Annotated in this window: 17 protein-coding genes; 9 read left to right on the top strand and 8 right to left on the bottom strand. The window is 28.9% G+C overall.

Annotated features, from left to right (window positions below; genetic code table 11):
• Positions 1–3: 3 nt before the first annotated feature.
• A complete protein-coding gene (locus tag NAB20_RS03550; protein WP_375605514.1) occupies positions 4–960 on the bottom strand; it encodes a CZB domain-containing protein in 957 nt (318 codons plus the stop codon).
• A gap of 1,664 nt (positions 961–2,624) precedes the next feature.
• Positions 2,625–2,801 (bottom strand): twin-arginine translocase TatA/TatE family subunit, encoded by a 177-nt coding sequence (gene tatA / locus NAB20_RS03545; protein ID WP_088393321.1) that lies wholly within the window; start codon positions 2,799–2,801, stop codon positions 2,625–2,627.
• Between the two features lie 148 nt (positions 2,802–2,949).
• On the opposite strand from tatA, the gene NAB20_RS03540 reads away from it, so the two are divergent.
• From NAB20_RS03540 to NAB20_RS03525, 4 genes are all read left to right on the top strand, one after another.
• The gene (locus tag NAB20_RS03540; RefSeq protein WP_105196842.1) at positions 2,950–3,432 is read left to right on the top strand and encodes a peptidase; all 483 of its coding nucleotides are present in this window, start codon (positions 2,950–2,952) and stop codon (positions 3,430–3,432) included.
• Positions 3,432–4,913, top strand: a complete 1,482-nt coding sequence (locus tag NAB20_RS03535) for a GH3 auxin-responsive promoter family protein (RefSeq protein ID WP_105196841.1) — start codon at positions 3,432–3,434, stop codon at positions 4,911–4,913. The genes NAB20_RS03540 and NAB20_RS03535 overlap by 1 nt, the downstream gene beginning before the upstream one ends.
• Before the next feature lie 168 nt (positions 4,914–5,081).
• Positions 5,082–9,464 (top strand): type II CRISPR RNA-guided endonuclease Cas9, encoded by a 4,383-nt coding sequence (cas9, locus tag NAB20_RS03530; protein WP_375605513.1) that lies wholly within the window; start codon positions 5,082–5,084, stop codon positions 9,462–9,464.
• A gap of 1,629 nt (positions 9,465–11,093) precedes the next feature.
• Positions 11,094–11,954: a carboxypeptidase-like regulatory domain-containing protein gene (locus NAB20_RS03525; protein WP_105196839.1), complete on the top strand. Its 861-nt coding sequence runs from the start codon at positions 11,094–11,096 to the stop codon at positions 11,952–11,954.
• Between the two features lie 147 nt (positions 11,955–12,101).
• Here the strand turns inward: NAB20_RS03525 and NAB20_RS03520 are convergent, their stop codons facing one another.
• Complete coding sequence (locus NAB20_RS03520; protein ID WP_088393439.1) at positions 12,102–12,434, bottom strand: single-stranded DNA-binding protein; 333 nt, start codon at positions 12,432–12,434, stop codon at positions 12,102–12,104.
• A 443-nt stretch (positions 12,435–12,877) separates the two neighbouring features.
• On the opposite strand from NAB20_RS03520, the gene NAB20_RS03515 reads away from it, so the two are divergent.
• The 4 genes from NAB20_RS03515 to NAB20_RS03500 are packed head-to-tail and all read left to right on the top strand — an operon-like array spanning position 12,878 to position 16,955.
• Complete coding sequence (locus tag NAB20_RS03515; RefSeq protein ID WP_088393437.1) at positions 12,878–13,225, top strand: hypothetical protein; 348 nt, start codon at positions 12,878–12,880, stop codon at positions 13,223–13,225.
• Between the two features lie 3 nt (positions 13,226–13,228).
• Positions 13,229–14,059: an SDR family NAD(P)-dependent oxidoreductase gene (locus NAB20_RS03510; RefSeq protein WP_375605512.1), complete on the top strand. Its 831-nt coding sequence runs from the start codon at positions 13,229–13,231 to the stop codon at positions 14,057–14,059.
• Positions 14,059–14,961 (top strand): DMT family transporter, encoded by a 903-nt coding sequence (locus NAB20_RS03505; protein WP_105196837.1) that lies wholly within the window; start codon positions 14,059–14,061, stop codon positions 14,959–14,961. The genes NAB20_RS03510 and NAB20_RS03505 overlap by 1 nt, the downstream gene beginning before the upstream one ends.
• Before the next feature lie 50 nt (positions 14,962–15,011).
• Entirely contained in the window at positions 15,012–16,955 is a 1,944-nt protein-coding gene (locus tag NAB20_RS03500) for a prolyl oligopeptidase family serine peptidase (protein ID WP_088393431.1), read from the top strand.
• Between the two features lie 48 nt (positions 16,956–17,003).
• On the opposite strand, the gene NAB20_RS03495 is transcribed toward NAB20_RS03500, so the two are convergent.
• Positions 17,004–17,516: an acyl-CoA thioesterase gene (locus NAB20_RS03495; RefSeq protein WP_105196835.1), complete on the bottom strand. Its 513-nt coding sequence runs from the start codon at positions 17,514–17,516 to the stop codon at positions 17,004–17,006.
• A 216-nt stretch (positions 17,517–17,732) separates the two neighbouring features.
• Complete coding sequence (locus NAB20_RS03490; protein WP_088393427.1) at positions 17,733–18,692, bottom strand: SPOR domain-containing protein; 960 nt, start codon at positions 18,690–18,692, stop codon at positions 17,733–17,735.
• A gap of 207 nt (positions 18,693–18,899) precedes the next feature.
• Between NAB20_RS03490 and dprA the strand changes: the two genes are divergently transcribed.
• Positions 18,900–20,000 carry a DNA-processing protein DprA gene (gene dprA / locus NAB20_RS03485; protein ID WP_127823387.1) on the top strand — a complete coding sequence of 367 codons (1,101 nt, stop codon included), beginning with the start codon at positions 18,900–18,902 and terminating at the stop codon, positions 19,998–20,000.
• A 337-nt stretch (positions 20,001–20,337) separates the two neighbouring features.
• Here dprA and NAB20_RS03480 read toward each other — a convergent pair whose 3' ends face one another.
• The 3 genes from NAB20_RS03480 to NAB20_RS03470 form a co-directional block, all read right to left on the bottom strand.
• On the bottom strand, positions 20,338–23,439 hold the full coding sequence (locus tag NAB20_RS03480; protein WP_375605511.1) for a lantibiotic dehydratase: 3,102 nt from the start codon (positions 23,437–23,439) through the stop codon (positions 20,338–20,340).
• Between the two features lie 100 nt (positions 23,440–23,539).
• The gene (locus NAB20_RS03475; protein ID WP_375605510.1) at positions 23,540–25,669 is read right to left on the bottom strand and encodes a prolyl oligopeptidase family serine peptidase; all 2,130 of its coding nucleotides are present in this window, start codon (positions 25,667–25,669) and stop codon (positions 23,540–23,542) included.
• A 69-nt stretch (positions 25,670–25,738) separates the two neighbouring features.
• Positions 25,739–25,888 carry a hypothetical protein gene (locus NAB20_RS03470; protein ID WP_375605509.1) on the bottom strand — a complete coding sequence of 50 codons (150 nt, stop codon included), beginning with the start codon at positions 25,886–25,888 and terminating at the stop codon, positions 25,739–25,741.
• Positions 25,889–25,966: the final 78 nt, after the last annotated feature.

Genomic DNA, 25,966 nt, shown 5'->3' with positions numbered 1-25,966 from the left:
GATTTACAAACTAATATTAAATAGTTTACCTAACCAAGTTCTTTTTTCAGCACTTTTAATAGAATCGCGTCCTGTTATGATAAGGTTTTGAATATATTCATCCATAGTACGATTACGTTCTTCTAAAAAGTTATTTAAGAAAGAAATACCACTCGATTCTCCTTTTTTAGCTTCTATTATTTTAACTTCTTCGTACAAAGGAATGATGAATTTAGCTAAAATAGCATTGTTAACACCTGATAATTTTACGGTAATATCAACTATTTCGTCATCAACTATAGCAGGTATAAAGTCAGCAATAGCCCAAATGAATTTACCGTTATAAGTAACAAACTTTAAAATTTTAGTATTTCTTTCTGTTATTTTATTATCTTCAATTATTATTTTTTCAATAGATTTTGGAATATCAGGATGAAGTATAGAATTAAAATTTTTACCAATCAAATCTTTATTTTCAAAACTTGAAACTTCAGTAAAATACGCATTTACATATTCAATTTCATTATTTGGTAAGATTTTTATTACAAGCGTGTTGCTTTTATCCCAAGGAGCGGCATCATCTAATAATTTAACAGGAATCTCTCTTTCTACTACTTTTGTTAAACCAATATTTAGTTTATTCTCAGCTTCATCTAAAAGTGCTACAATTTCTTGAGAAGTACTAGACAGATCTAAAAATAATTCTTCTGCAATTGCTTTATTGCCTAATTTATGTTCAACATAAATTTCTTTAGCAAGTTTATGAAGTTTAACATGTTTTACATCAAACCTTTGGATTTCTTCTAATTCCCCAAACTCGTCGCGACCTTCTGACTCAAACCATTTTCCTAAACGACATTGTAAGTGTGATACAATTTCACTTTCAGCTAATTCTATCTTGTCATCTAACAAGTCCCTCATTTTGTGCATCCAACCCAAATGATCTAAACGTGCTTGTTCAAAGCTAATTTTCATTTCCATATCAAGTAATTATTTAGTTTTTTAGTACAAAAATAATAATTATAAATATTGTCTTAAAATCTTTCAGCTAGTTTTATTATAAATTCATTAAACAAGTTATTTGTTATTAATATAATCAAAAAATCCTTGAAAAAATCAATTATATAAATTAATGATATTTTAGTAATATTTCAGATTTATAGTTTATTTAGATATTAAAGGTTGTCTTAAAATGTAATTTATTAAAATTTTATTCAAAATAATAAAACTTTTTTAAAAAACAGTTAAAAATAAAAATATTTTTACGTTAATTCTTATGTTTTGTTTTTTATTGTTGATTGATATAGATGAGTCCTTAATTCAATATAAAAGTACTTTTATTCCAGTAGACTGTATCCTACTCTCCTTCTTATTTTAAGGCTATATATTAAGCTAAATACATTATAAATTTATATTTAAAAAAGGACTTTTTATAGTATATCATCTTTTTTATTTCTATATCTTATAAAAATTCAATTTGTGTTTGGTATTTAAATATCGAAATAAGAACTATATTCACTTAGCTCAGACAATATAAAATAATATGAAAACGTCTGTGAAAGTAGGAGTAACTGGTATTTAAAAACAATCAACTGAATAAATTATTGAAAAAAATCAAGAAGAAAAGAGGAGATTAATTTAAGAGAAGATAAAGAATGAAAAGTTTTGATTATATCGAAATCTAGAAAAATACCTAATATGTGCTTGGTTCGGATTTGATTATGTCATGAGAATTACGTTAAAGAAGATTAGCCGTAACAATCAAAATCAAGAATTTTGGATTAATTACAAGTTTAGTGGTAATGAACTCAATTCGAAATTAGTGATAATAGTAATATAAAAGAAGAAAATATGTTTCCATTAGTTCTGGAGTTTGGTATAGTTCTTTTTTTTTAAATAGATCTTTCATAACCTTGCTACTCAATTTTGAATAGATGAGTTACAATGTTTTGTATGTGCAGATGATGAGGGGGGTAAAAGGGAAAAGTAACCGCTATGGTATTGTTGCTACTCTCACAATATTTTCAATAGGTACGTATATGAGTTAGAATTTCGGATTTTAGAGAAGTGTATGAAATCGTTTCAAAACAACTGAAAGAAAAATAGTTGGTATACAATATAAATATCTTATTCAAATGCGGAGGTAATAAAAGATGATTTACAAAATAATAAGATAAATCGAAGAATTTACCAGAATCAAAAAAACATTAATAAATCTCAGTTAAATAATAAGAAGTTTTGTTTTTGACCGTGTTCATCACAATATTACTGCTATATCGCCATCATTTGAAGTATTGGTTAACTTGTTACCACAAATTATTGTAAGTTTCAATATCTGTAACTGCAATTTTTAACATATAACCACAAATACATGAAATACTGATTACTTCTAGTATTTCATGTATTTTCATTCATTCCTACTTGAAATTTTTTAAATTTTCTAAGGATTGTTTTTTAAGAGTTATATTACAATATGTAAAAAACTATATACCCATTTTTGAAGGATTCAGAATAACAGTACTTTTCTTGATAACTCCTGATTCTTGATGATGTTTAATTCTTTTATAGATTTGGAGTATAAGAAAGCCCTATCATAGCCCCACCATATTTTACTGAAAGGGTACAATCTGGCTGTACAATATTACTTACTCTTTAGTTTCTTCTTCTTTCTTTGTTGCAGTATCTTCTCCTTTAGAAGCTTTTTTGAATTCGTTCAAACCACTTCCTAAACCTTTCATTAATTCAGGAATTTTTTTACCGCCAAATAATAATAACAAAGCTGCAATTATTAGTATAATTTCAGTTGGACCTAATCTTCCCATATTCTTAAAAATTTCGCAAAAGTTGCATTTAAATTAAGATGCAAAGATAATAAAGAAAAAACTCAAATGTAATTTTTAACGAATTATTATTCATATACCCAACAGCAATTCTATTTTCCTATATTTGTGATACGTATAAATTGGGTTTATGTCGATACTTAAAAAATTTAACCGCAAAGATTTTTTTGATAAAATTATTACAAAAAGACGTTTAATTATCTTAAATGAAGATACTTTTGAAGAGCAGTTTTCACTTCGATTGACTATTTTGAATGTTTTTTTATTACTATCTATTGGAGCAATTTTTTTGATTTCGATAACTACCTATATTATTGCCTTTACAACTTTGAGAGAATATATTCCAGGTTATTCCTCAACCGAATTAAAAGAAAAAGCACTGTTATTGGGGTTAAAATCAGATTCATTAGATTTTGAGATAAAAAAGAATAATGCTTATATAGAATCAGTTAAAAAAGTATTAACAGGTGATCTAGAATATGCCAAAGTAAACAAAGATTCTATTTTAGCTTCTGATTATGTTGATCCATCAGAATATGACATGCAAGTATCTGAAGAAGAAAAAGAATTGCGAAAACAAGTAGAAGCAGCAGCAAAAAAAGATAGTAAATAATGTCTATAAAAAGTATTGGAGCAAAATTATTTGCTTCCTTCATTCATCATAAGACCCAAAAATGGGTAAATAAACCAATAGAAACCCAACAAAAAGTTTTTGATCAACTTATCCAAAAAGCAAAACACACACAGTTTGGTAAAGATCACCAATTTGAACAAATACAATCATTTGATGATTATGTTCAAAAAGTTCCTGTTCGGGATTATGAAGAATTACGTCCCTATATAGACCTTGTAGTCAAGGGACAAGAAGATATTCTTTGGATCGGTAAACCCATTTACTTTGCCAAGACTTCTGGAACAACTTCTGGAGCAAAATATATTCCGTTAACAAAAGAATCGATGCCGTATCATATAGAGGCAGCACGGAATGCAATTTTGGAGTACGTATACGAAACAGGAAAAGCGGATTTTGTTAATAAAAAAATGATTTTTTTACAAGGGAGTCCAATTCTAGAAGAAAAAAATGGAATTAAATTAGGAAGACTTTCAGGAATTGTGGCGCATTATGTGCCTAAATATTTGCAAAAAAATAGAATGCCTTCTTGGAAAACCAATTGTATAGAAGATTGGGAAACTAAAGTAAATGCTATAGTTGAAGAAACTTTTCAAGAAGATATGGCTATTATTTCAGGAATTCCATCTTGGGTACAAATGTATTTTGAAAAACTTTCAGAAAAAGCTAAAAAACCAGTTGGAGAGGTTTTTAAAAACTTCAATTTATTTATTTATGGCGGAGTGAATTACGAACCGTACCGAGCAAAATTTGAAAACTTAATAGGCCGTAAAGTCGATGCTATTGAATTGTTTCCAGCATCCGAAGGTTTTTTTGCATACCAAGATTCTCAAAAAGAAAAAGGAATGCTTTTATTATTGAATTCTGGAATTTTTTATGAGTTTATAAAAGCGGAGGAATTTTTTACTGAAAAACCTAAAAGATATACTATTGGAGAAGTAGAGCTTGGGATAAACTATGTACTAATTATATCTACCAATGCGGGACTTTGGGCCTACAATATAGGAGATACAGTACAATTTACTTCCTTAAGTCCGTATAGAGTAATAGTTTCAGGACGTATCAAACATTATATTTCAGCTTTTGGAGAACACGTTATAGGCAAAGAAGTAGAAAATGCTTTGCAAGAAGCTATGGAAGGTACAACAGTGCGAGTAAATGAATTTACAGTAGCGCCTCAAATTAATCCCACAGAAGGGTTACCTTATCATGAATGGTTGATTGAATTTGAAAATAAACCTCAAGATTTAAATGCCTTTGCCTTAAAGATAGACGCTGCCATGCGTAAACAAAATGTATATTATGATGATTTAATTGCTGGTCACGTATTAAGAACTCTTCTAATTACTGAGGTAAGAAAAGATGGCTTTCAAGAATATATGAAATCAATCGGAAGATTGGGCGGACAAAACAAACTACCACGTTTAAGCAATGATCGTAAAATAGCCACTTTCTTTAAATAAAAATAGCCTCCTAGTTATAGGCAAGAGGCAACCTAAATGTTTTCACAACGGAATAATCCTTATTGTGAATTGCTTTCAAATTTTGTTATACGAATATACATTTTTTTGATTTAAAAAAATAGTTTTAGTTTCTTTTTTATAATAATATTGTTATAAATAAATAAACTAATGAATAAATTTAACTTAGGATTAGATATAGGAACCAATTCTATAGGTTGGGCTCTGGTAAATGAAGACTATGAAAATAAAAGAGGTAAAATACTAGGAGCAGGTAGTAGGATTATACCTATGACACAAGATGTTTTGGATAAATTTGGTTCAGGAACTATTACCGAAACACAAACAGCTTTACGAACAGATTATCGTAGTAAACGAAAACTAATACAACGATTTTTATTAAGAAGAGAACGTTTGCATAGAGTTTTAAATGTACTTCATTTTTTACCTAAGCATTATGCTGAAAATATTGATTTTAAAAAATATTTAGGAAAATTCTCACCAAATACAGAACCTAAATTAGCATACAAACAAAATCAATTTATTTTTGAAAATTCTTTTCATGAAATGCTAAAAGAATTTTATGAAAAATATCCAGATCTTTTTTTAAATAATAAGAAAATTCCTTACGATTGGACTATTTATTATCTGCGAAAAAAAGCACTTCATCAGAAAATAGAAAAAGAAGAATTAGCTTGGTTATTACTTCAGTTTAATCAAAAAAGAGGCTATAATCAATTAAGAGATGAAGATGAAGAAAATAGCCCTAATAAATTAGTCGAATTTTACTCCTTACAAGTTATAGAGGTTGTAGCAGATGAAGTTAAAGGAGGAAATGAAAAAATATGGTATAGTATTAACCTAGAAAATGGATGGATTTATAGAAGAGAAAGTAAAATTCCATTATTTAATTGGAAAGGAAAAATAAAAGATTTTATTGTAACTACTGATCTGAATCAAGATGGTTCAATCAAAAAAGATAAAGACGGAAAAGAAAAAAGAAGCTTTAGATCTCCTAGTGAAGGTGATTGGACTTTGCTTAAAAAGAAAACAGAAAAAGAAATTCTAGAATCAGGAAAAACTCTAGGAACTTATATTTATGACGCATTACTTAATAATCCAGATCTTAAAATTAAAGGCGCTTTTGTAAGAACTATTGATAGAAGTATTTATAAAGAAGAACTTTTACAAATTATTACGAAACAAAAAGAGTACCATCCCGAATTAAATAACACTAAACTCTATAAAGCTTGTTTAGAAGAATTATATCCTAAGAATGAAATATATAAAAATGTATTAAAAAACAAAGATATTGCGTACCTTTTTATTAACGATATTTTATATTATCAACGTCCTTTAAAAGCTCCAAAATATAATATTGGAAAATGTACCTATGAAAGTCGTACATTTAAAAAAGAAGGTAAAAAAATTACAGAATTTATCCCAGCAGTTGTTAAATCACATCCATTATTTCAAGAATTTCGGTTATGGCAATGGATCAAAAATCTCAAGATATATGAAAAATTATCCAATGATAATTACACTAATTTTTTCCTCAAAGATGAGCAAGATCTAGAAAATCTTTTTGATTTCTTGTGGAATAAAAAAGAAATTGACCATAAAGGGCTCTTAGAATATTTAATAAAAACGAAATTCCCAGATTTAAAAACCAAGCAAATTAAAAATAAAATAAAAGAATATCGTTGGAATTATGTGTACGATCATGAAAAAGATGAATCCAAAAACTATCCCTGTGGTGAAACCTATTTTTTAATAAAAAACAGATTAGATAAAATCAATAACATTCAAAATGATTTTTTAACTCAAAAAAGACTTTATCATCTTTGGCATATAATTTATTCCGTAACAGATAAAAAACAATACGAAAAAGCGTTAACAAAATTTGCTATCAAGAATAAACTTGATGTAAAACTTTTTGTTAATACTTTCAAGAGAATACCTCCTTTTAAAAATGATTATGCCATTTACTCTTTAAAAGCAATAAACAAATTATTACCCCTAATGCGATTGGGTAAGTATTGGAGTTATGACAATATTGATACAATTACAAAGCAAAAAATTCAATCTATTATTAATGGAGAAGTAGATGACACCATTTCTACCTTAGTAAGAGAAAAAACAAGTAATTTTTCTAAAGAAGATAATTTTAAAAATTTACCAATTGGATTAGCAGGACATATAATATATAATAGTCATAATGAAAGTACTGAAATTGAAAAATGGAAATCGCCTCAAGATATCGATATTTTTTTAAAAAAATTTAAAAGACATGCCTTAAGAAATCCGATTGTAGAACAAGTCGTAACAGAAACGCTTCGCGTGGTAAGAGATATATGGATTAAGAAGGGAGAAGGTAAAAAAGATTTTTTTAACGAAATACATATAGAATTAGGAAAAGATCTAAAAAATCCGGTTGATAAACGTAGAAAAATATCCAGTACTAATTCCAAACATGAATCCACAAATATCAGAATAAAGGCACTCCTTACAGAGTTACTTAATGAAGGCGTTGAACACGTAAAACCAAACTCAACCAAACATCAAGAACTTTTAAAAATATTTGAAGAAGGAATTTTAAATTCAGGAATTGAAATAGAAGAAGAAATTATAAAGATCAGTCAGATTGCGCAGCCAACCCAAAAGCAATTGCAACAATATAGAATTTGGTTAGAACAACAATATAAATCGCCCTACACAGGTCAGATTATACCTTTGAGTAAGCTATTTACACCTAATTATGAAATAGAACATATTATACCTAGAAGCAAATATTATGATGATAGCTTGTTTAATAAAGTAATATGTGAAACGGAAATTAATAGATTAAAAAATAATCAATTAGGATACGAGTTTATTAGTACCCATGAAGTAAGAGAGATAACTTTAGAAGATGGTAAAACAATAAGATTATTAAGCCCAAAGCAATATTTAGAGTTTGTTAATACACATTATGCAAAAAATAAAATAAAAAGAAAAAACCTTTTATTGGAAGAACTTCCTATAGAAATGGTTGAAAGACAGTTAAATGATACACGTTACGTAAGTAAATATGTCATGCAATTATTGTCTAAAATAGTTAGAAAAGAAGATGGAACAGATAACGGAACAAACTCAATAAATATCTTATCCGTTTCAGGAAAAATGACTAGAGCACTTAAAAATGATTGGGATCTTAACGATGTTTGGAATGATTTACTATTATATCGTTTTGAAAGATTAAATACTATCACAAAAACAAATTTATTTACGACCTATAACGAACAAAAAGAAAAAATGACTCCTATAGTACCTGATCAATACATAAAGGGATTTCGTAAAAAAAGATTGGATCATCGTCATCATGCTCTAGATGCTATTGTCATAGCTTGTATAACTCGTCATCATATTAACTATATGAATAACCAAAATGTACAAGGGGAAAAATTTAAAAATATAAAAATAGATAAAGAAAACTATCGTGAAATATTTCAAAAAACAAGATTGGATTTAAGAGCACAATTATGCGAAAAAAAATATAATAAACAAGATCAAACAAAATACAATTGGGTCTTTACAAAACCTTGGACGGATTTTAGCCAAGAAACTAAAGATATTCTAGAGTTTATGATCCCATCTTTTAAACAAAATTTGAGAATTATAAACAAAACGGTAAACTACTACGAAAAATATAATGAAAACGGAAAAAAAGTAAAAGTAAGACAAACAAAAGGAGATAATTGGGCCATTCGTAAACCATTACATAAAGAAACGGTTTCAGGAAAAGTATATTTGTCTTACAAAACACCAACAAAAGGTAAAATTTTAACAGCAACTCGTAAATTCCTAGATTCTAGTATAGATTTTAAATCCATTGAAAAAATAACAGATACAGGAATTCAAAAAATACTTAAAAAGTATTTAGAATACAAAGGAAGTCCAGAATTAGCCTTTTCACCTGAAGGAATAGAAGAATTGAATACTAATATAGCACAATATAATGATGGTTTTGATCATAAACCTATTTATAAAGTACGTATTTATGAAGAAGGAGTAAAATTCCCTCTAGGAATTAAAGGAAATAAAAAAAATAAATACGTAGAAGCTGAAAAAGGAACTAATTTATTTTTTGCTATTTATAAAAATGAAGAAAATGATCGTTATTTTGAAACAATCCCTTTTAATGACGTTTTAGAAATGCTAAAGCAAGGACTACCTGCTGTTCCTCAAAGAAATCAAGAAGGGAATCATTTAGTTTTTGCATTATCTCCTCAAGATTTAGTATTTGTACCTACACCAGATGAAATAGAAAATCCAGATATTGTAGATTTCAAAAATTTGACAAAAGAACAAACAAGTAGAATTTATAAAATGGTGAGTTCCTCCGGAAAACAATGTTTTTTTATTAAAGCGGAAATAGCATCATCTATTGTAAATAAAATGGAGTTTACTAGCTCTAATAAAATGGAAAACGCTATTGAAGGAACTCAAATTAAATCTACATGTTGGAAGCTCAAATTAGATAGATTAGGAACGATTACAAGAGTAACTAAATAATATATATTATTTAATGATAGATAAAAAGGATTTTGAATAAAAGAATCTTTATATTTTTCTTTGGTAAAATGTATCAATAAAATTAAGATTCAAGACCTCCTTATTTTTAATTTTAATCCCGTTTTAAGAGTTTACTCTTAAAAACGGGTTTTATATTTTTTAAACCCAGATCCCGTATTAAATTTCGTGATGAAGATGAAAAGGGAAGAAAAAAATATACGGAATTTTTTCTTGTAGATCTAAGGGGCAGAAACCGTAATCTAATTCACTTTGAGTTTAACGCGTAATATGGGTTAAATATATTGAAGGATGCCATTTCAAGAAGTAAAAATCTAAAAAAATAAATTATAGTTTCACCTTCAATATTTTAAAAATTAGTTTGGAAATTATTCTTATTAAAGTGTAGAAAAGACTTAAGTATTTACTCGTGAATCGGTCTATTAATTTCGTTTTTATTCACTATTAAATTTTTAAAAAGTACTACTGTTTGTCTCTTCAATCTAGTAAAACCAAATAGACATAAAAATCCTGTACATTCTACTTTTCTGCTTCATTACAAAGATTAACAGATGATCGGTTTTAAGAAAGGAGAAAGAGTGCAAAAATAAGTTAAAACAAGCATTTTTATTACCAAAAAAACGAGTTATAGAAGTTTTTTATTAATAATAAGATAAAAAACTTCATCAACCAATAACTCTTACAACTTTTAATTTATTTAGAATAAATATTTAAAGCATCTGATTGTCAATTTTCTTTTAATAGAGACTAACTCATTATGAAAATATCAAGATTTGAAAGCAATTCACAACAAATAAAAAAACTGATTAAAAGGGTTTTAAGCTGTGACATGTCACAAAGATACAAAAATTTGAAAGCAATTTACAACTGTAATATCTGTTAAAAAAATCATAACGTAAGATGTAATTTCTTACAAAAATAAAAAAATAAGTTGAATAAACAAATGTGTGTTTTAAAAAATAAAACAAAATGTTAATAAAATATTCTTAAAAATAATGGATTATATGCCTGATTTAGACTATAACTGTCTGATATGTTACAAGTTTAGAATGAAATAAAAAGTAAATAATTATAACTTAAATAAATTATTTCTGTTTATTCTAATAGAGCGTTAGTTCCACGTGAAAACACTGGCCATTTTTTAAAATCAGATTTTTCGATAAATTTTGTAATGAAGATAAAGAAGGAAAGAAAATAAAAATACACAGAAATTTTTTCTTACACATTTTGAGATTAAAAAGTAATAACTTAATGTATTATTTTTTAATTCAATCAAAGAAAAAGTTGTACTATCAGTACTATGTAATATGATTTGACTTCATCTATTCACTTCGAGTTTTCCTTTGAATGATTGAAAAGATTCCGACCTTTTAGGACAACCTAATTAAAGACAAAAGATGAGTGTTTTTTTAAATTCAAAGTATTTTTTATTTGTACTGAATTCTAACGCAGAATCCAAGTTAAATTAGAAAAGAAATAAACTAGATTTCTAATATGGAATTTGAGTTTAAGATATATTGGTTTTTTAGCCTTTTAAACGGAAGTGATATGAAATAGTATTCATAAGATAATTGTACTTTTATCATTTTAAAAAGTCTTTTAAATTAAATTATGAAAAAAATATTAATATTCCTTTTAGTAACAACAACAATGGCTACTGCTCAAGTAAAAGGAAAGGTGGTTAATCTTGATAATCAACCGATTCCTTATGTAAATATTGGAGTGCAAAATGAAACTATAGGTACTACATCAGATGAAGATGGGAGTTTTTATTTGCCTATAAAACAAGAAAAAATGATTGTATTTTCAGCATTAGGTTATGAAAAAAAAATAATATCATCTTCAGCTATTCAAACAGTACAACTTGTTTCAACTACTTATGAACTAAATGAAGTGGTTGTTATGAATAAAAAGGAAACAAAGACATTTGAGTTATCATTCAATAAAGGAATTGCTCAGGCATTTGAAAATGGACCAAAAATAGAAGCTGTTTATTTTCCTTATGAATCGAAAATTAAGAAAAACAGGTATTTAAAAAAAATTGGATTATTTACAGAAAGTAATATCGAAACAGCTACTGTTAAAATACATTTTTATAAGGTAACTTCTAGTGAATTACCAGGTGAAGAGCTATTAACAAAAGATTTGATTGTTCAGGTCAAAAAAGGAAGTCGAAAATCCTATTTTGATTTATCGGATTATAATCTTGTTTTTCCAAAAGAAGGACTATTTGTAGCAGTAGAACGTTTATTGATAGAAAAAAATAAATGGATTAAAAATAGTATGGCCATTGATGGTACACTAAAAACACAAACGGTTTACTATCCTTTACTTTTTTATAATTTTGTAGAAAAAGATTTTATTTATACATACTATGGAGGTAATTGGTATAAAGAATTTAAAAAGACAACAGATTTTACCACAAAAAATCGAGTTTTTGAACCCGCAATTAGCCTAGTATTAACCAATTAAAAACATCTTTTAATTTTGTATTTCAGTAATTCTAATGATCTTAAGAAAACGAATAAATATTAGGAATAGATTTAGAGATTATAATTTAAATGAGTACAATTTGTGGGATAGTGTCTATATCAATTTAAATTATAATCTCTCTAGTTTTTATTTATTCATTAGTAATAATTCATTTATAACTATTTCTGTTGAGTTGCGTTTTTCTCCATTTTTATCTTCCCAATTTTTATAAGTTAGTTTACCTTCTACCATTATTTCTTTGCCTTTATTGACAAAATTTTCAATAATTTCAGCAGTTTTCCCCCAAGCTGTAATATGATGCCACTGTGTATCCGTTACCTTTTCTTTATTTTCGTTATAATATACCTCGTTTGTTGCCAATGTTAGTTTAGCTAATTTTCTTCCTCCCTCAAGGATTTTAATTTCGGGTTCTTGTCCTACATGACCAATTAATTGTACTTTGTTTCTTAATGCATTCATGGCGTTTAAAATTTAATGTTAGTATTAATCTAAAAATCATTTATTCTTTCGTTTATTCAACATTGCAAATTTGTAGCATTTTTTTATAATGATTCGGTCACTCATCATTTATTATCGGTTGTAATTATTTGTTGTCGTTTACAAATAATTTTTTAGTATCTTTATATTTTTAATTTTAAAGCAATAACTATTTGAATAATAGTGATTTGTTTGTTTTTTTATTTAGATTACAAAAATATTTTGTGCTTATTAATTTAAAGATGTAATTCTTTTATCTTTTTTGAAGGTAATATGTGAGTTATGATGTAAATTGTGTATAAGAAGTTATCCAAAAGCTTTTCAGATGCAAAAGAATATATTTAATATCCTTAAGTTTGAAGAAATAGCAAATTAAAAAAATATTAGAGTTGGATTGAATAGATAATCACAAAATAGCAATAGATATGAAACAATGTTTGGAATGCCATGAAAACTTTATGGGTCGAGAAGATAAAAAGTTTTGTACTGACGCATGTCGTAATGCTTATAACAATCGCATGAATAAAGATTGTACCAATCTAATGCGTAATATTAACAATAAACTTCGTAAAAATTATCGTGTATTAACTGAACTTAATTCAGACGGTAAGACTAAAATAAACCGCACGAAGTTAATAAGTAAAGGATTTGATTTTGAGTATTTCACTTCAATATATACCACTAAAACGGGTAACATTTATTATTTCTTATATGATCAAGGATATAGAGCGATCGAAAATGATTTTTACATTTTAGTTAAAAAAGAATCTTGAAAAATGATTAATACAAATAAAACAATTTCTATTTTAGGTTGTGGTTGGTTGGGATTACCCTTAGCAGAAAGTTTAAATCTTAAAGGATTCTCAATAAAAGGATCCACAACATCTTTAGATAAATTAGAGATTTTAGATAAATTAAATGTTAAATCCTACTTAATTCAACTATCCGAAGATAAAATTACAGGAACTATTTCAGAATTTTTAGAAGAATCAGATATTTTAATTATTACTATACCTCCTAAGTTGCGAAAGGCCAACCATGAAAATTTCGTTATTAAAATAAAACACCTTATACCTCATATAGAAGCGGCGGGTATATCAAAAGTCCTTTTTGTAAGTTCTACTTCTGTATATGGAGATACGTCTGAATTGGTTACCATAACTGAAAATAATGTTGCTATTCCTTCTACAGAAGGAGGTAAACAATTACTAGAAGTAGAACAAATATTACAAAAAAATCAAAATTTTAAAACAACTGTTATACGTTTTGGAGGTTTGATAGGATACGATAGGCACCCTATAAAATATTTAGCAGGGAAAGAAAACTTAGAAAATCCAGAAGCTCCAGTTAACTTAATCCATCAAAAAGAAGCTCTATCCATTATTGAAAAAATAGTAAATCGTAATAATTCAGATAAAATATGGGGAATGACGTTAAATGCTGTCGCTCCATTTCATCCTACACGAAGAGAATATTATACAAAAAAAGCAATAGAAAAAAAATTAGAAATACCCAAGTTTGTCAACTCAAAAGCACAAGGGAAAATAATAAATTCAATCTTTTTAATAAATGAATTATCATACAAATTTAATTTAGATCTCTATTAATGAAACTAATTCAAAAAATACAATCCCTAGGATTACCTATTTTAGCTCTTATATGGGTTTGCTTTTTTTTTGGAACAACTTGGTTGGCTTCAAAACAAGGAGTAAAAGTAATGCCTGCTTTACAATTAGCTGCTATCCGACAGTTTATAGCGGCCTTTTTTTATATAAGTTATTTTTGGTTTAAAAAAGTTCCATGGCCTAAAGCCAAGCAATGGAGAACTATTTTTATTTTGAGTATTTTAAACTTTGTACTGAGCAACGGACTGAGTACTTGGGGGGTAAAATATATTTCCAGTGGATTAGGAGCTGTAATAGGTGCTATTTTTCCATTATGGATCGTAATTATTAGTTTTTTTAATGGAGAAAGATTATCAAAATTAGCTGTAGTTGGCTTATTAGTGAGTTTTAGTGGTGTATGTATCGTGTTTTTTGATTATTTAACGGATTTTATTAAACCTGATTTTCAATTGGGTATTTTTCTTTCCGTTTTAGCTACAATTACTTGGGCTATAGGTAGTATGTATACTAAAAAGAAAGCAAAAAATTTTAATCCTTATTTCAGTATAGGACTCCAAATGCTTATTTCTAGTATCTTACTTTTTGCATATACAGGTGCTACAGGAACGTCCATAAGCCTATTTCAAATTCCATCCCAAGCGTGGTGGTCTATTGCTTATTTAGTTGTGTTTGGTTCTATTACTACTTTTATAGCTTTAATATATATATTGCAACACTTACCTACAGAAGTAAGTAGTATTTATGCTTATGTAAATCCTATTGTTGCTGTAATTTTAGGAGCAATTATTTTTAATGAACCCTTTACTATTACTTTATTAATAGGTGTTGTTGTTGTTATTCTTGGAATTTATCTTATTAATAGAGGTATTAAAAAAGGATCATAATACAACATAATATATATTCTTAACTTAAAAAAATCAATCAATATTTAAATATGAAGAAAACATCATTACAGTTGTTCGTGCTTTCCCTAGCGATTCATACAATAGCACAAGACAAAAAAAATGTAGTTGTACCGAATGAAAATTTAATTACAGAAAACATTGCCCCCATATCCAAAGAATTAGCTCAAAAGGTTAAAAAATATACAGAAACACGAGGAGCCAGTTTATCAGCAATACATCCTATAAAAGAAGAAGTAATTATATCTACTCGATTTGGTTCAACAAATCAATTACATAAAGTAATACAACCTTTAGGCGCTCGTAAACAAATTACTTTTTTTGAAGAACCTATTGTTGCAGCATCTTATGAGCCAACCAAAGGAGAGTATTTGGTCTATAGTCGTGATACAGGAGGAAATGAGTTTGGACAATTATATAAGTTAGACCTAAAGACAGGACAATCAAATTTGTTGACAGATGGAGGACGTTCTCAAAATGGAAATATAATATGGGAAAAAGAAGGAGTTGGATTTTATTTTTCTTCAACAAAACGCAATGGAGGCGATCGTGATATTTATTATATGAATCCTAATGATCCTTCATCAACCAAATTAATTTTGGAAGTAAAAGGAGGAGGGTGGAATATTGCAGATATTTCAGAAGACGGAAAAAAGCTATTAGTAATAGAAGGTATTTCAGCTAATGAATCACATATTTGGATGTTAGATATATTAACAGGTAAACTGACACAAGTTACGAATAGAGAAGATAAGGGAGTGGTACAAACAAATGCAAATTTTTCAAAAATTACTAACGAAATTTGGTTTACAACAGATCGTGATAATGAATTTCGTCGTTTAGCAACATTTAATATTGAAAATAAAAAAATTACATATTTTACGTCTTCTATTCCTTGGGATGTAGAAAGTTATGATTTGAATGAAGATAAAACAAAATTAGTTTTTATGACCAATGAAGGAGGGGTACATAAGTTGTATTTAATGGATACAGCAACTAAGCAAATTAAGATTATCCCTAATCTTCCAATAGGATTAACAGGAAGTGTCCGATTTACTAAAGATGGTCAGAGTATTTTCTTTTCACAATCTACAGCAGACTCTTCTTCTGATGTGTATAAACTAAATTTAAAAACTAATAAAATAATACGTTGGACAGAGAGTGAGTTAGGTGAAATGCAAAAAGCAGATATGGCAATTCCTAAATTGATTGAATGGAAAAGTTTTGATGGAATGAAAATTTCGGGCTTTTATTACCCTGCTTCAAAAAAATTTACTGGAAAAAGACCCGTAATGATTAATATTCATGGAGGACCCGAAGGGCAATCTTTAGCATCGTTTTTAGGAGCAAGTAATTATTATACAAATGAAATGGGTATAGTACTAATTTATCCTAATGTTAGAGGTTCATCAGGATTTGGAAAAACTTATTTAGCTAAAGACAATGGTTTTTTAAGAGAAGACTCTGTACAGGATATTGGAGCTTTATTAGATTGGATAGCACAACAACCAGAATTAGATAAAGATCGTATTATGATTATGGGAGGAAGTTATGGAGGATATATGACTTTAGCGACAGCTTTTCACTATGCTGATAAAATTCGTTGCAGTGTAGATGTAGTAGGAATCTCTAATTTTAATACATTTTTAAAAAATACAGAAGATTATCGTCGTGACTTACGTCGTGTAGAATATGGTGATGAACGAGATCCTAAAATGTATGATTTCTTAGATAAAATAGCACCTTTAAATAATACAAATAAAATTAAGAAACCAATGTTTATCATTCAAGGTACGAATGATCCACGTGTACCTGTAACCGAAGCTACCCAAATGCGAGATAAGTTAAAAAGTCAAGGTAATGTCGTTTGGTATTTAGAAGCAAAGGATGAAGGACATGGATTTCGTAAAAAATCAAATGTTGACTTTCAGCGTTTAGCAGTAATAAGATATATGGAAGAATATTTATTAAAATAAAAATTTTGATAAATGCCCCAAAAAGAATGTAACTTTTCGGGGCATTTATTATTGAATAAATAAAGCTTTTAATTCTGTAGCTTCATCTGGTTTCATTTTTCCAGCTAATACAAGACTTAATTGTTTTCTTCTTAAAGCAGCATCATATCGCAATTTTTCTTCTTCTGTTTGAGGAATTATCTGAGGCACTTCAACAGGTCTCCCTGTTTCGTCTACCGCTACAAATGTATAAATAGCTTCGTTCGCTTTCGTTCGATTACCTGATTCACGATCTTCGATCCATACATCCAAAAATATCTCCATAGAAGAGTTAAAAGCTCTAGAAACTTTGGCTTCAATAGTTACCACACTTCCCAGAGGAATTGAACGATTAAAAGCAACATGATTTACAGAAGCAGTTACTGTAATTCTTCTTGAATGTCTTCTAGCAGCTATACTTGCAGCACGATCCATTCTTGCTAAAAGTTCACCACCAAATAAATTATTTAATGGATTAGTTTCACCTGGTAATACTAAGTCAGTAATAACAGTTAGAGATTCTGAAGGGGATTTAGGTTGCATAATTTAAAATTTTTGCAAAGATACAATGTTTTTGTTGTGTAAAAATTAAAAGAGAGTGTCTAAAAAGTAGTAACTAGACATTTCGTTTGTTATTTCTACGACAAGAGAAGTAACATTGTCACAATTATGTGATTTGCTCCACCTATTCACTTTGTTCGAATCTCCATTTCGTCGAAAATGATAAAATGGCAACTTTTTAGATCCCTTTTTTGTGCATTATAAATTTTTAATTAATAACCAAGCTTCGGGATTGTCTTTTTCCTGAATTGTAGTTAGTTGATGTTGTGCATCCGTATAAGTAGCATAACTGCCATAAAAAACAGGAAATAAACCTTGTTCATTTTGTGGCATAATCTTAGCTTCAGAAAACCCTTTAGTTTTTAATTCATTCACCGTACGCTCAGCATTTGATAAACTTCTAAAAGAACCAGCTACTAAATGAAATGCTAATGTTTTTTCTTCAGCATGAAGAGGAACAGGATTTTCTATAAAAAAAGTAGCTTCTTGTAATTTAGTTTCTACTTCTTTTTGAACTTCCTTTTGTACCATTAACGACTTAGATTGTTCTTGTTGTTCTAGATAACCTAAATATCCAAAAGTTCCAGCTCCTATACTTACGGTTAGGACTGCTGTATATTTTAGAAAATTTTTAAAAGGATTTTTCCTTTGAGGAACCAACGTCAATGTAGTTTCCGTTTTCTCTTCCTCCTCCAGTATTGTAATAGTTTCCTGAGGAACTATTGTTTTTAGTACCTCCCGCTTAATAGTAGGGGATACCAATGAAGTAAATCCAAACGATGAGGTTAAATAATTAGTATGCTCAAAAGCTTCAAATACAATATGATTTTCAATATTGTACTTTAAGATACCAATATTTTTTAAAACAATAAATTCACGTCTCTGCAATTTTTGCTCCCATTCTTTTACTAAAGAATCCAATTTTGCTACAGCTACCACATAACTTATTCCTTCTTGTAAGGCTATGTGATTAGCTAGTAAACCATCATTATTTTTTATATAACTATTAAACGAAACGATTTTTTTAGGAGGAAAAAAAGTAGTGGTGTTTTCTTGTACCGTAGTCGTTATAGTTTCAGTTAGAAAAGCACCCAAATTGGGTACAATTACACATTGATAACGATAGAGTAATTCGGATATATATTGTTCGATATTCATCTATTTTAAATGATATTATTAGAGGTAATTCGAGTGAAAACTAGGGTTCTTTTTTAAAAACCAAGTTGTTTGAATTAAATAAACGTAAACTACCTTCATTTTATTGGGAACAAAATTAAAAATTACAAGCCGAAATAAAAATTTTATTAACAAATGTTATCAACAATTTAAAAAATGTGTAACTTGTAGTATTATTATTTATACGCCATGTTACATACTGATTTATTTTATGCCTTAGCCCTTTTAAATACAGAAGGAGTAGGAGATATAATAGCTAAAAGATTGATATTAAATTGTGGATCTGCAGAAGAAGTCTTTAAAGCGAAACCAACCCATTTAGCCAAAATAGAAGGAATTGGAACTACATTAATACAAAATTTAAAAAAGTCAAGCTCTTTTATTAAAGCCGAAAAAGAGCAAAAATTTCTATTAAAAGAATCTATTAATGTGTGGTATTTTCAGGATTCTTTATATCCAACAAGACTAAAAGAATGTTATGATGCTCCTATTTTGTTATTTACTACAGGAAATATACGATTAGATAATCCAAAAATTATCAGTATAGTTGGTACACGCCAAGTAACACCTCAAGGGATTGATTTTTGTAAAAACTTTATTCAAGATCTAGTTCCACTAAATCCCATTATTGTAAGCGGATTTGCTTATGGGGTAGATATAGTAGCACATCAATATGCTATAGAATACGGGTTACAAACAATAGGTGTTTTAGCACATGGTTTAAACCAAATTTATCCTAAATGTCATAAAAAATATATGCAAAAAATGGAGGAAAATGGAGGTTTTATAACTGAGTTTTGGAGTACAACTAATCCTGATAAAGAAAACTTTGTAAAACGCAATCGAATAGTAGCAGGTATTTCAGAGGCTACTTTGGTTATTGAAAGTGCGGAAAAAGGAGGATCTTTATTAACAGCTCAAATGGCTAATAATTATCATCGAGATGTTTTTGCTGTTCCTGGAAGAATAACGGATAAGTATAGTAAAGGATGTAATAATTTAATTAAGACAAATAACGCACAACTAATAACCAATGCCACAGATTTAGTTTATCATTTAAATTGGGATTTAAAAAAATCAATAAGATCAATCCAAAAACAACTTTTTGTTTCCCTAACAGATGAAGAACAATCTGTTTTTGATTATTTAAAAGGAAAAGAAAAAGAACATTTAGACAATATTGCGGCAAATTCTCAATTAACAGTCTTTAGATTATCCTCTTTATTACTTAATATGGAACTAAAGGGAGTAGTACGACCTTTACCCGGAAAATATTTTGAAGTAATTTAGATGTGGTTGAAAAAATAAATGGTAAGATGATAGTAATATTATTTAGCTATTTAATATACTTTATTGATTTAAAGCCAAATTCTGTATTAGACTTGGTTGTGAAGATGAAAAGACAAATAAAATATAAAGGCACGAAAAAAAATTGTGCAGATATGGGAGCAAAAGCCATAATGTAACACCTCTTTTGTCACTTCGACCCAAGGGAGAAGTCAGATTATTTAGAGTATGTGATTTTCCTGTTCTACAAATGACCAGATTGCAAACTTTTAAAAGAACTTAATTTGAGGACAAAAAATATCTTTTTTAGTTTCAAAATCCTTTTTTTTCTAATAAATTTCTAACACGTAATAGGGGTTAAATAGCTTCTTTTTTTATAATATTTATACATAAAATCATAAACCACCATTTCATGTCTTCTATGTTGAGAAAGAAAAATACGATTGCAGATCATGTGCACATAACTCAATAAAACTTCGTGTAACGGACGTGGTAATTTGTTTTGAGCATCAAACTTTTGAAGTACTTCAATCACTGGAATATTGTTTTGTGATCGTACTGCTAAAATTTGCAATAAAGGTTCGTACATTTCTTCAATGTTATTCTTATCCAAGAAGCGTTCTATTTCGAGTTCATTATCGGCAAATAATGTATTGATGTCTTTGTTTAGTTTACCTGATCTGTTGAATTCTTTTCCAAATGAAGTTTTAGCTGCATTGAATAATTTTACACAGTCTTCGAGTGAAATGTTGAAATCATTCATCAAATGATCGATAGAAAGCATAGCAAACAACCACCTTACTTTTTCACCCGAATCTCCTTCAATCATAGCTGTAAATTGTAACGTACAAAAACTATCATAATGAAATAAGGATTCTGTCGCCTCAATAGCATAATGGCCATAACGCTGTAATTCTCGCAAATAACTATCCGTTTGTACTTTCCAGATTACCTTCGATTTTTCAAATTCGGTTGTATATTTTTTGACAAGTTGGATACAGTCTGTAAAATTATTCAAATTGTTGAGTAAAATTCTGAATCGGATATGATGACCTAATGTGTCGTTGTATCTAATAAAAAACCATTTTGTAATAAGATTTTTATGGTATAATTCACCTACCAGCGGATTGATTATTCTAGTTAGTACTTCTTCTCCCGCTCTTTCGCCACAATAAAACTTGTAATACAACCAGTCGTCACCTATAGAGAAAGACTCTTTTACATCTGGAATTTCTTCTGAAGTAAAATCAGTAATACTAGTAGCTATTGTAATAGGAACATTGCGATGGGCACTTAAAATAATTTCGTTGCAATAATTGCCTGTAATACTCTCTTCTTCAAAAAGAAACTCTTTAAGTTGTAAAAAGTTTTTCCCTTTAAGCATACTATAAAAAACCTTGCAGCTTAACGCGTTGTCAAAGTTTATCAATACTTCATTATCTCCTTGTGTACTATAAATTAGATTAGGAATCTTTCTTTTCTTTTGATAGGCTCTTACGACTTCTACGATTTTTGATTCTTCGGTAGTGAGAATCGTCTCTATATCTTGTTTTTTAATATTCCAGGTAGCACGTGCAAAAAGTACATCTTTGTACTGTACTCGAGGTAAGAAATCAAATTCTGCTTGCAAAGGACCCCAACTAAATTTCAGTCCAAAAGTATCTTGGTTTTGAATATCGCATAAAAAATGATAGATGGGCAACGCATTAGCACTATAGTTGTGCGCATTACTCAAACGCGGAATAACTTCTTTATTCAGCCGTTTTGATCGAAGCACCACTTTGTTATTTCTGACCGAAACATACAAATCGTCTATTTGTATTTGATGTTCTTGATGGACCGAAGCATTTCCTAAGTACGGAATTTCATAGTCGCGTTGAAAGTTTCGGTACAAAATATTTCCTGTACGCGCCTGAGGCAAATGCACAATTTCGGCAATGATTTTATCAGGATTTAATTGCGATTCTAGATTCGAAATTTCGTTGGCTAAGGCTAAAATGTTAGCATCCAGATGGGTAAATCGCCCTATTAACGCATTAGCAGACGTACCTGAAACCGATTTCAAATTGATTTTTTCGTTGCCCGCTTCGGTAAAGATGTTGGTAAAAACCGAAAAGGTATCGGGATATAGCAATTCATTTTCTTGAAAATCCTTCAGTTCTTCATCTGTAATTTCAATAACTGTAGCATTGTTTTGCAATGCAACCCATAATTTTTTTAACAGAAATGTTTTTTTGTTGTCAAAAAAGAGTTGCTTTTCTTCTTGTTTATGAGGCATAACGGCTAGGTTGTCTAATAAAGGTGTTTTGGCACCCGTTTGTTTGGCATATCCAAGACCAATATCTGGATCTAAAACTGCAGCCAGTGGTTGTTCGTATTCTTCATACCGCTCTAAAAATCGTTTTTTGAATTCTTTTAAAGTGGCATTTTCTGGACTAGACTGTAATTTATTTAAGGCAGTAATAGCACTTCTTAGACTTTTTAGTGTTTTAAAGCTTACACTGCCTGTCATTTTTCTATAACTATCTACTTGGAAAAGTTTAGCAATATCTACTTCGTTACCTATTTGATTACGAAGGAGGTTGTAAATTTCGAGATAGACATCACTAGTATTTGTGCCGTTTGTATCCAGTGCTGTTATTTTTTCTTTGAGGGTAGTAATTAGCTTGCTGATAACTGTTGCTTCATAAAAAGCAAAACGTTCTTCGCGGAAGGTGTCAATTAGTTTTTCGAGATAGTCTTTCCCAGTTACGGTAAATTCTAGTTCACTTACAATAAACTGATTTTCAATTAGCGTATCAATAAATTCTTTTGCCTCTTCTACTGTCACCTCTTCATCTACAAGCAATTCGATTAACGCCTTTATGGAAGTCCCTTTTCTAGAAATAGTCAAAACAGCTTCTAGGTACTCCGTTTTTTCCACTTCAGAAATTTTATGAAACCGTACATTGTCTTTAAAATAATACTCTACATACCTGTATTTATCTACCACTTCATACAGAGAGTTGTTAGGGTAGTATTGTAAGACACTTCGGATATCCTCGTTTTTTGTAATGATAGGCAACAAACTGCCTAAAAAAAACATATCTAGTTTTGTATGCCTTCCTAATATACTATTTTGGACGGCTAAAGCGCTGTTTGCGCTGATAGTTGCAGCTGCCACTGTGGCAAACATCCCGAATGGGGTAGCTCGATTCGCTAATCTAGAGGCATACTTATAGAGGGTAATTTTTAATTTTTCTATAGCAATAGTTTCTAAAGTATTTGCTCCTTTTTCCCAAGCCACTAAAGTATCATAAACCGTTGGCGATCCTAAAAACAACGCTTCTCTATGAGCTTTTTCTGAAAAAAGGGCTACTATTTTTTCCCAACTCAAATCGAGCTGTTTGTCTTGTATAGGGTTACGAACTATTACGGTGTTAGTGAAACTGTAGTTTTTCATTAGGCTAAAATAGTTGATACTTGTCTCTGAATGTTTTGATACTAAAAAGAGGTTGTATTTTTTGACAGCCTCTTTTTAGGGTGGTTGTGTTTATAGAATTTTACTTTTTAACCTGAAAATCAGGGTGTCCTAGTTGCCAGTAAAAGAAAGTGTAAACATCAATATTTTCTTCCAGTGATTTATTTACTGTAACACCACTTCCATGACCACCATCCATATTAACTCTAAACAATACAGGATTATTATTTTTTTGACAAACTTGCATTTTTGCTACAAATTTAGCAGGTTGCCAGTATAGAACTCTTGCGTCATTCATACCTGCTGTGAGTAAAGTAGCAGGATAATTTGTATTAGGTTGCAAATGTAAATAAGGATCCATTTTATATAATGCTTTAAATTCTTCTTCAATTTTCGTGGTTCCAAATTCTTTTACATTATTAGCGCCGTTAGGAGTAGTCTCTAAACGTAAAGGGTTTAATATTCCAACTTTTATAACAGCAGCTTTAAATAAATCAGGGCGTTCTGTAATTCCTCTTCCTACAGTTATACCACCAGCGCTAACTCCTAAAACTCCTAAATGCTTTGGAGAAGTGTATTTTTTTTGTATTAAATATTCAGCACAACTAATCAAGTCCTTCCAGCTATTAGGTTTTGTTTGTTTATAACCTCCCTTGTGCCAATCATCTCCTTTTTCGCCACCGCCTCGCACATGAGCATAAACATACATCCCACCATTATACACCCATTCAAGCATGTTTTCAGAATAAGTGGGTGCTCCTATTGAACCATAAGCACCATAAGAATCTATAATGGTTCTTGTTTTCTTGTCTTTCTTGATATTTTTCTGTCTTATTATTGAAACAGGCATTAATAAACCATCGTGTGTTTTTATTTCTAATTCTTCAACTACTAAGTCATTATATTTGGTGTTCTCCTCATTGATTTTTTCTTCAGTAAAAGTATTAGTTTTTAAATCATATTTAAAAATCTTTGTTCTTTGAGTCCATCCAGAACAATAAACCCATAATTCAGATTTAGTCGCATCTATATTCTCTAATGATACATCACCAGCTTTGAAAGGCAAAATTATTTCCTTACTTTTTTTACCATTGTAAAAATATAATTTTGCTTCTATCCCATTTTTAAGCGTCGAATAGTAAAACCCTTCTTTTGTGGGAAGAATATTGTTTAGATATTCCTCTTTTTTCGTAGTTACAACAAGTTTTTTCTTTGAATTTTCATTATCATTTAATGATTGAATCAATATTTCTTTGTTATTAACCATGAAAAAAATATTCATCCCTTTGACAAAATAATTAGGTGTCACTTTTTCTTCTTTTTTAAACAAAGGTTTCCAGTCTAATTTTTTCTCATTTAATTTTTCTAATGATGTATAATAACAATCTTTGTATTCTGTAGGACCACCTAGGAAACCTATCAAATAATCTTCTTTAATTTGAACAATAGGGAAATCTTCCTTTTGTATATTTATTTCTGGATTTAAAATCCTAGAAAAAATAACTTTGTCTTTTCCTTGTGAATTTAGTAAATGTAAACAAGATTCAGAATTTAATAAAAAATCAGGGTCATTGTTATTGTTACTTGCCATTTTTGTATAAATAAAACCGCTATCGTCAGGCAACCAGCTTATACCCCCCATTTCTGATGGCCAACTATTTTCTATAACATCAGATAACAAAGTGTGAGTAGTTAAATCGTATATAATCATATCTGATACCTCCTTGCCTCCTTCTGTCAGGGCTATGGCTATTTTGTCACCTTTATTGCTAGGCTGATAAAAACTGATTACAAATTGTTTGCCTAATTCTGGTTTGTAATTCTTAGGGTCATAAATAAGTATTTCTTCCTTTTGTTGATTTTTTAAAAACAACTTTGCATAATTTTCACCTACTCGTTTTTTACAAAAAAAGTAATGATCATTATTCTTAAAAGTTAAATAAAAAGTTTGATCTTTTCTTGCTTTTACTCGCTCATAAAAAGTCTTAGAAAGACTATCTTTTGATTTTATTTGCGATAAAACGTTTTTAGAATTTTCGTTTTGACATTTTAACCAATTTGTAGTACTATCATCCAATTTTTCTAAACTTCTGTATTCATCTGTTATTTTAATGTTGAAGTATTGTTCTTGTATTGAATTTTTTTGAATAGTACAATTTTGGGAAAATACTAAACTGATATTAAATAAAAACGCCAAATATATTTTTTTCATTATTTCATAATTTATAAAAGTTATTTTTCAAATTAAATAGCTTGAAAAATAACTTTTAAATTTAGATCATCAATTAAATGGTATCTCGTAAATAGTTTTACATGCTCTCGTAGATTGACCGTCATTACCACTTGTTTGACCTGTATTATCATGATCACCTCCATTTATTTCTAATAATGATTTACTGTTTAATTCCACAACAGTAACTTTGTTTAACATAAGTTTTGAAATTGAATTTGATTTTTTTTTCATAGAATCTTAAATAATATTTCGTGCAAAAATATCTATTGTTAATTT

It is taken from the genome of Flavobacterium davisii, from assembly GCF_042182265.1.
In the GTDB taxonomy this organism is placed as follows: domain Bacteria; phylum Bacteroidota; class Bacteroidia; order Flavobacteriales; family Flavobacteriaceae; genus Flavobacterium; species Flavobacterium davisii.
This window is presented reverse-complemented; position numbering and strand designations above follow the sequence as displayed.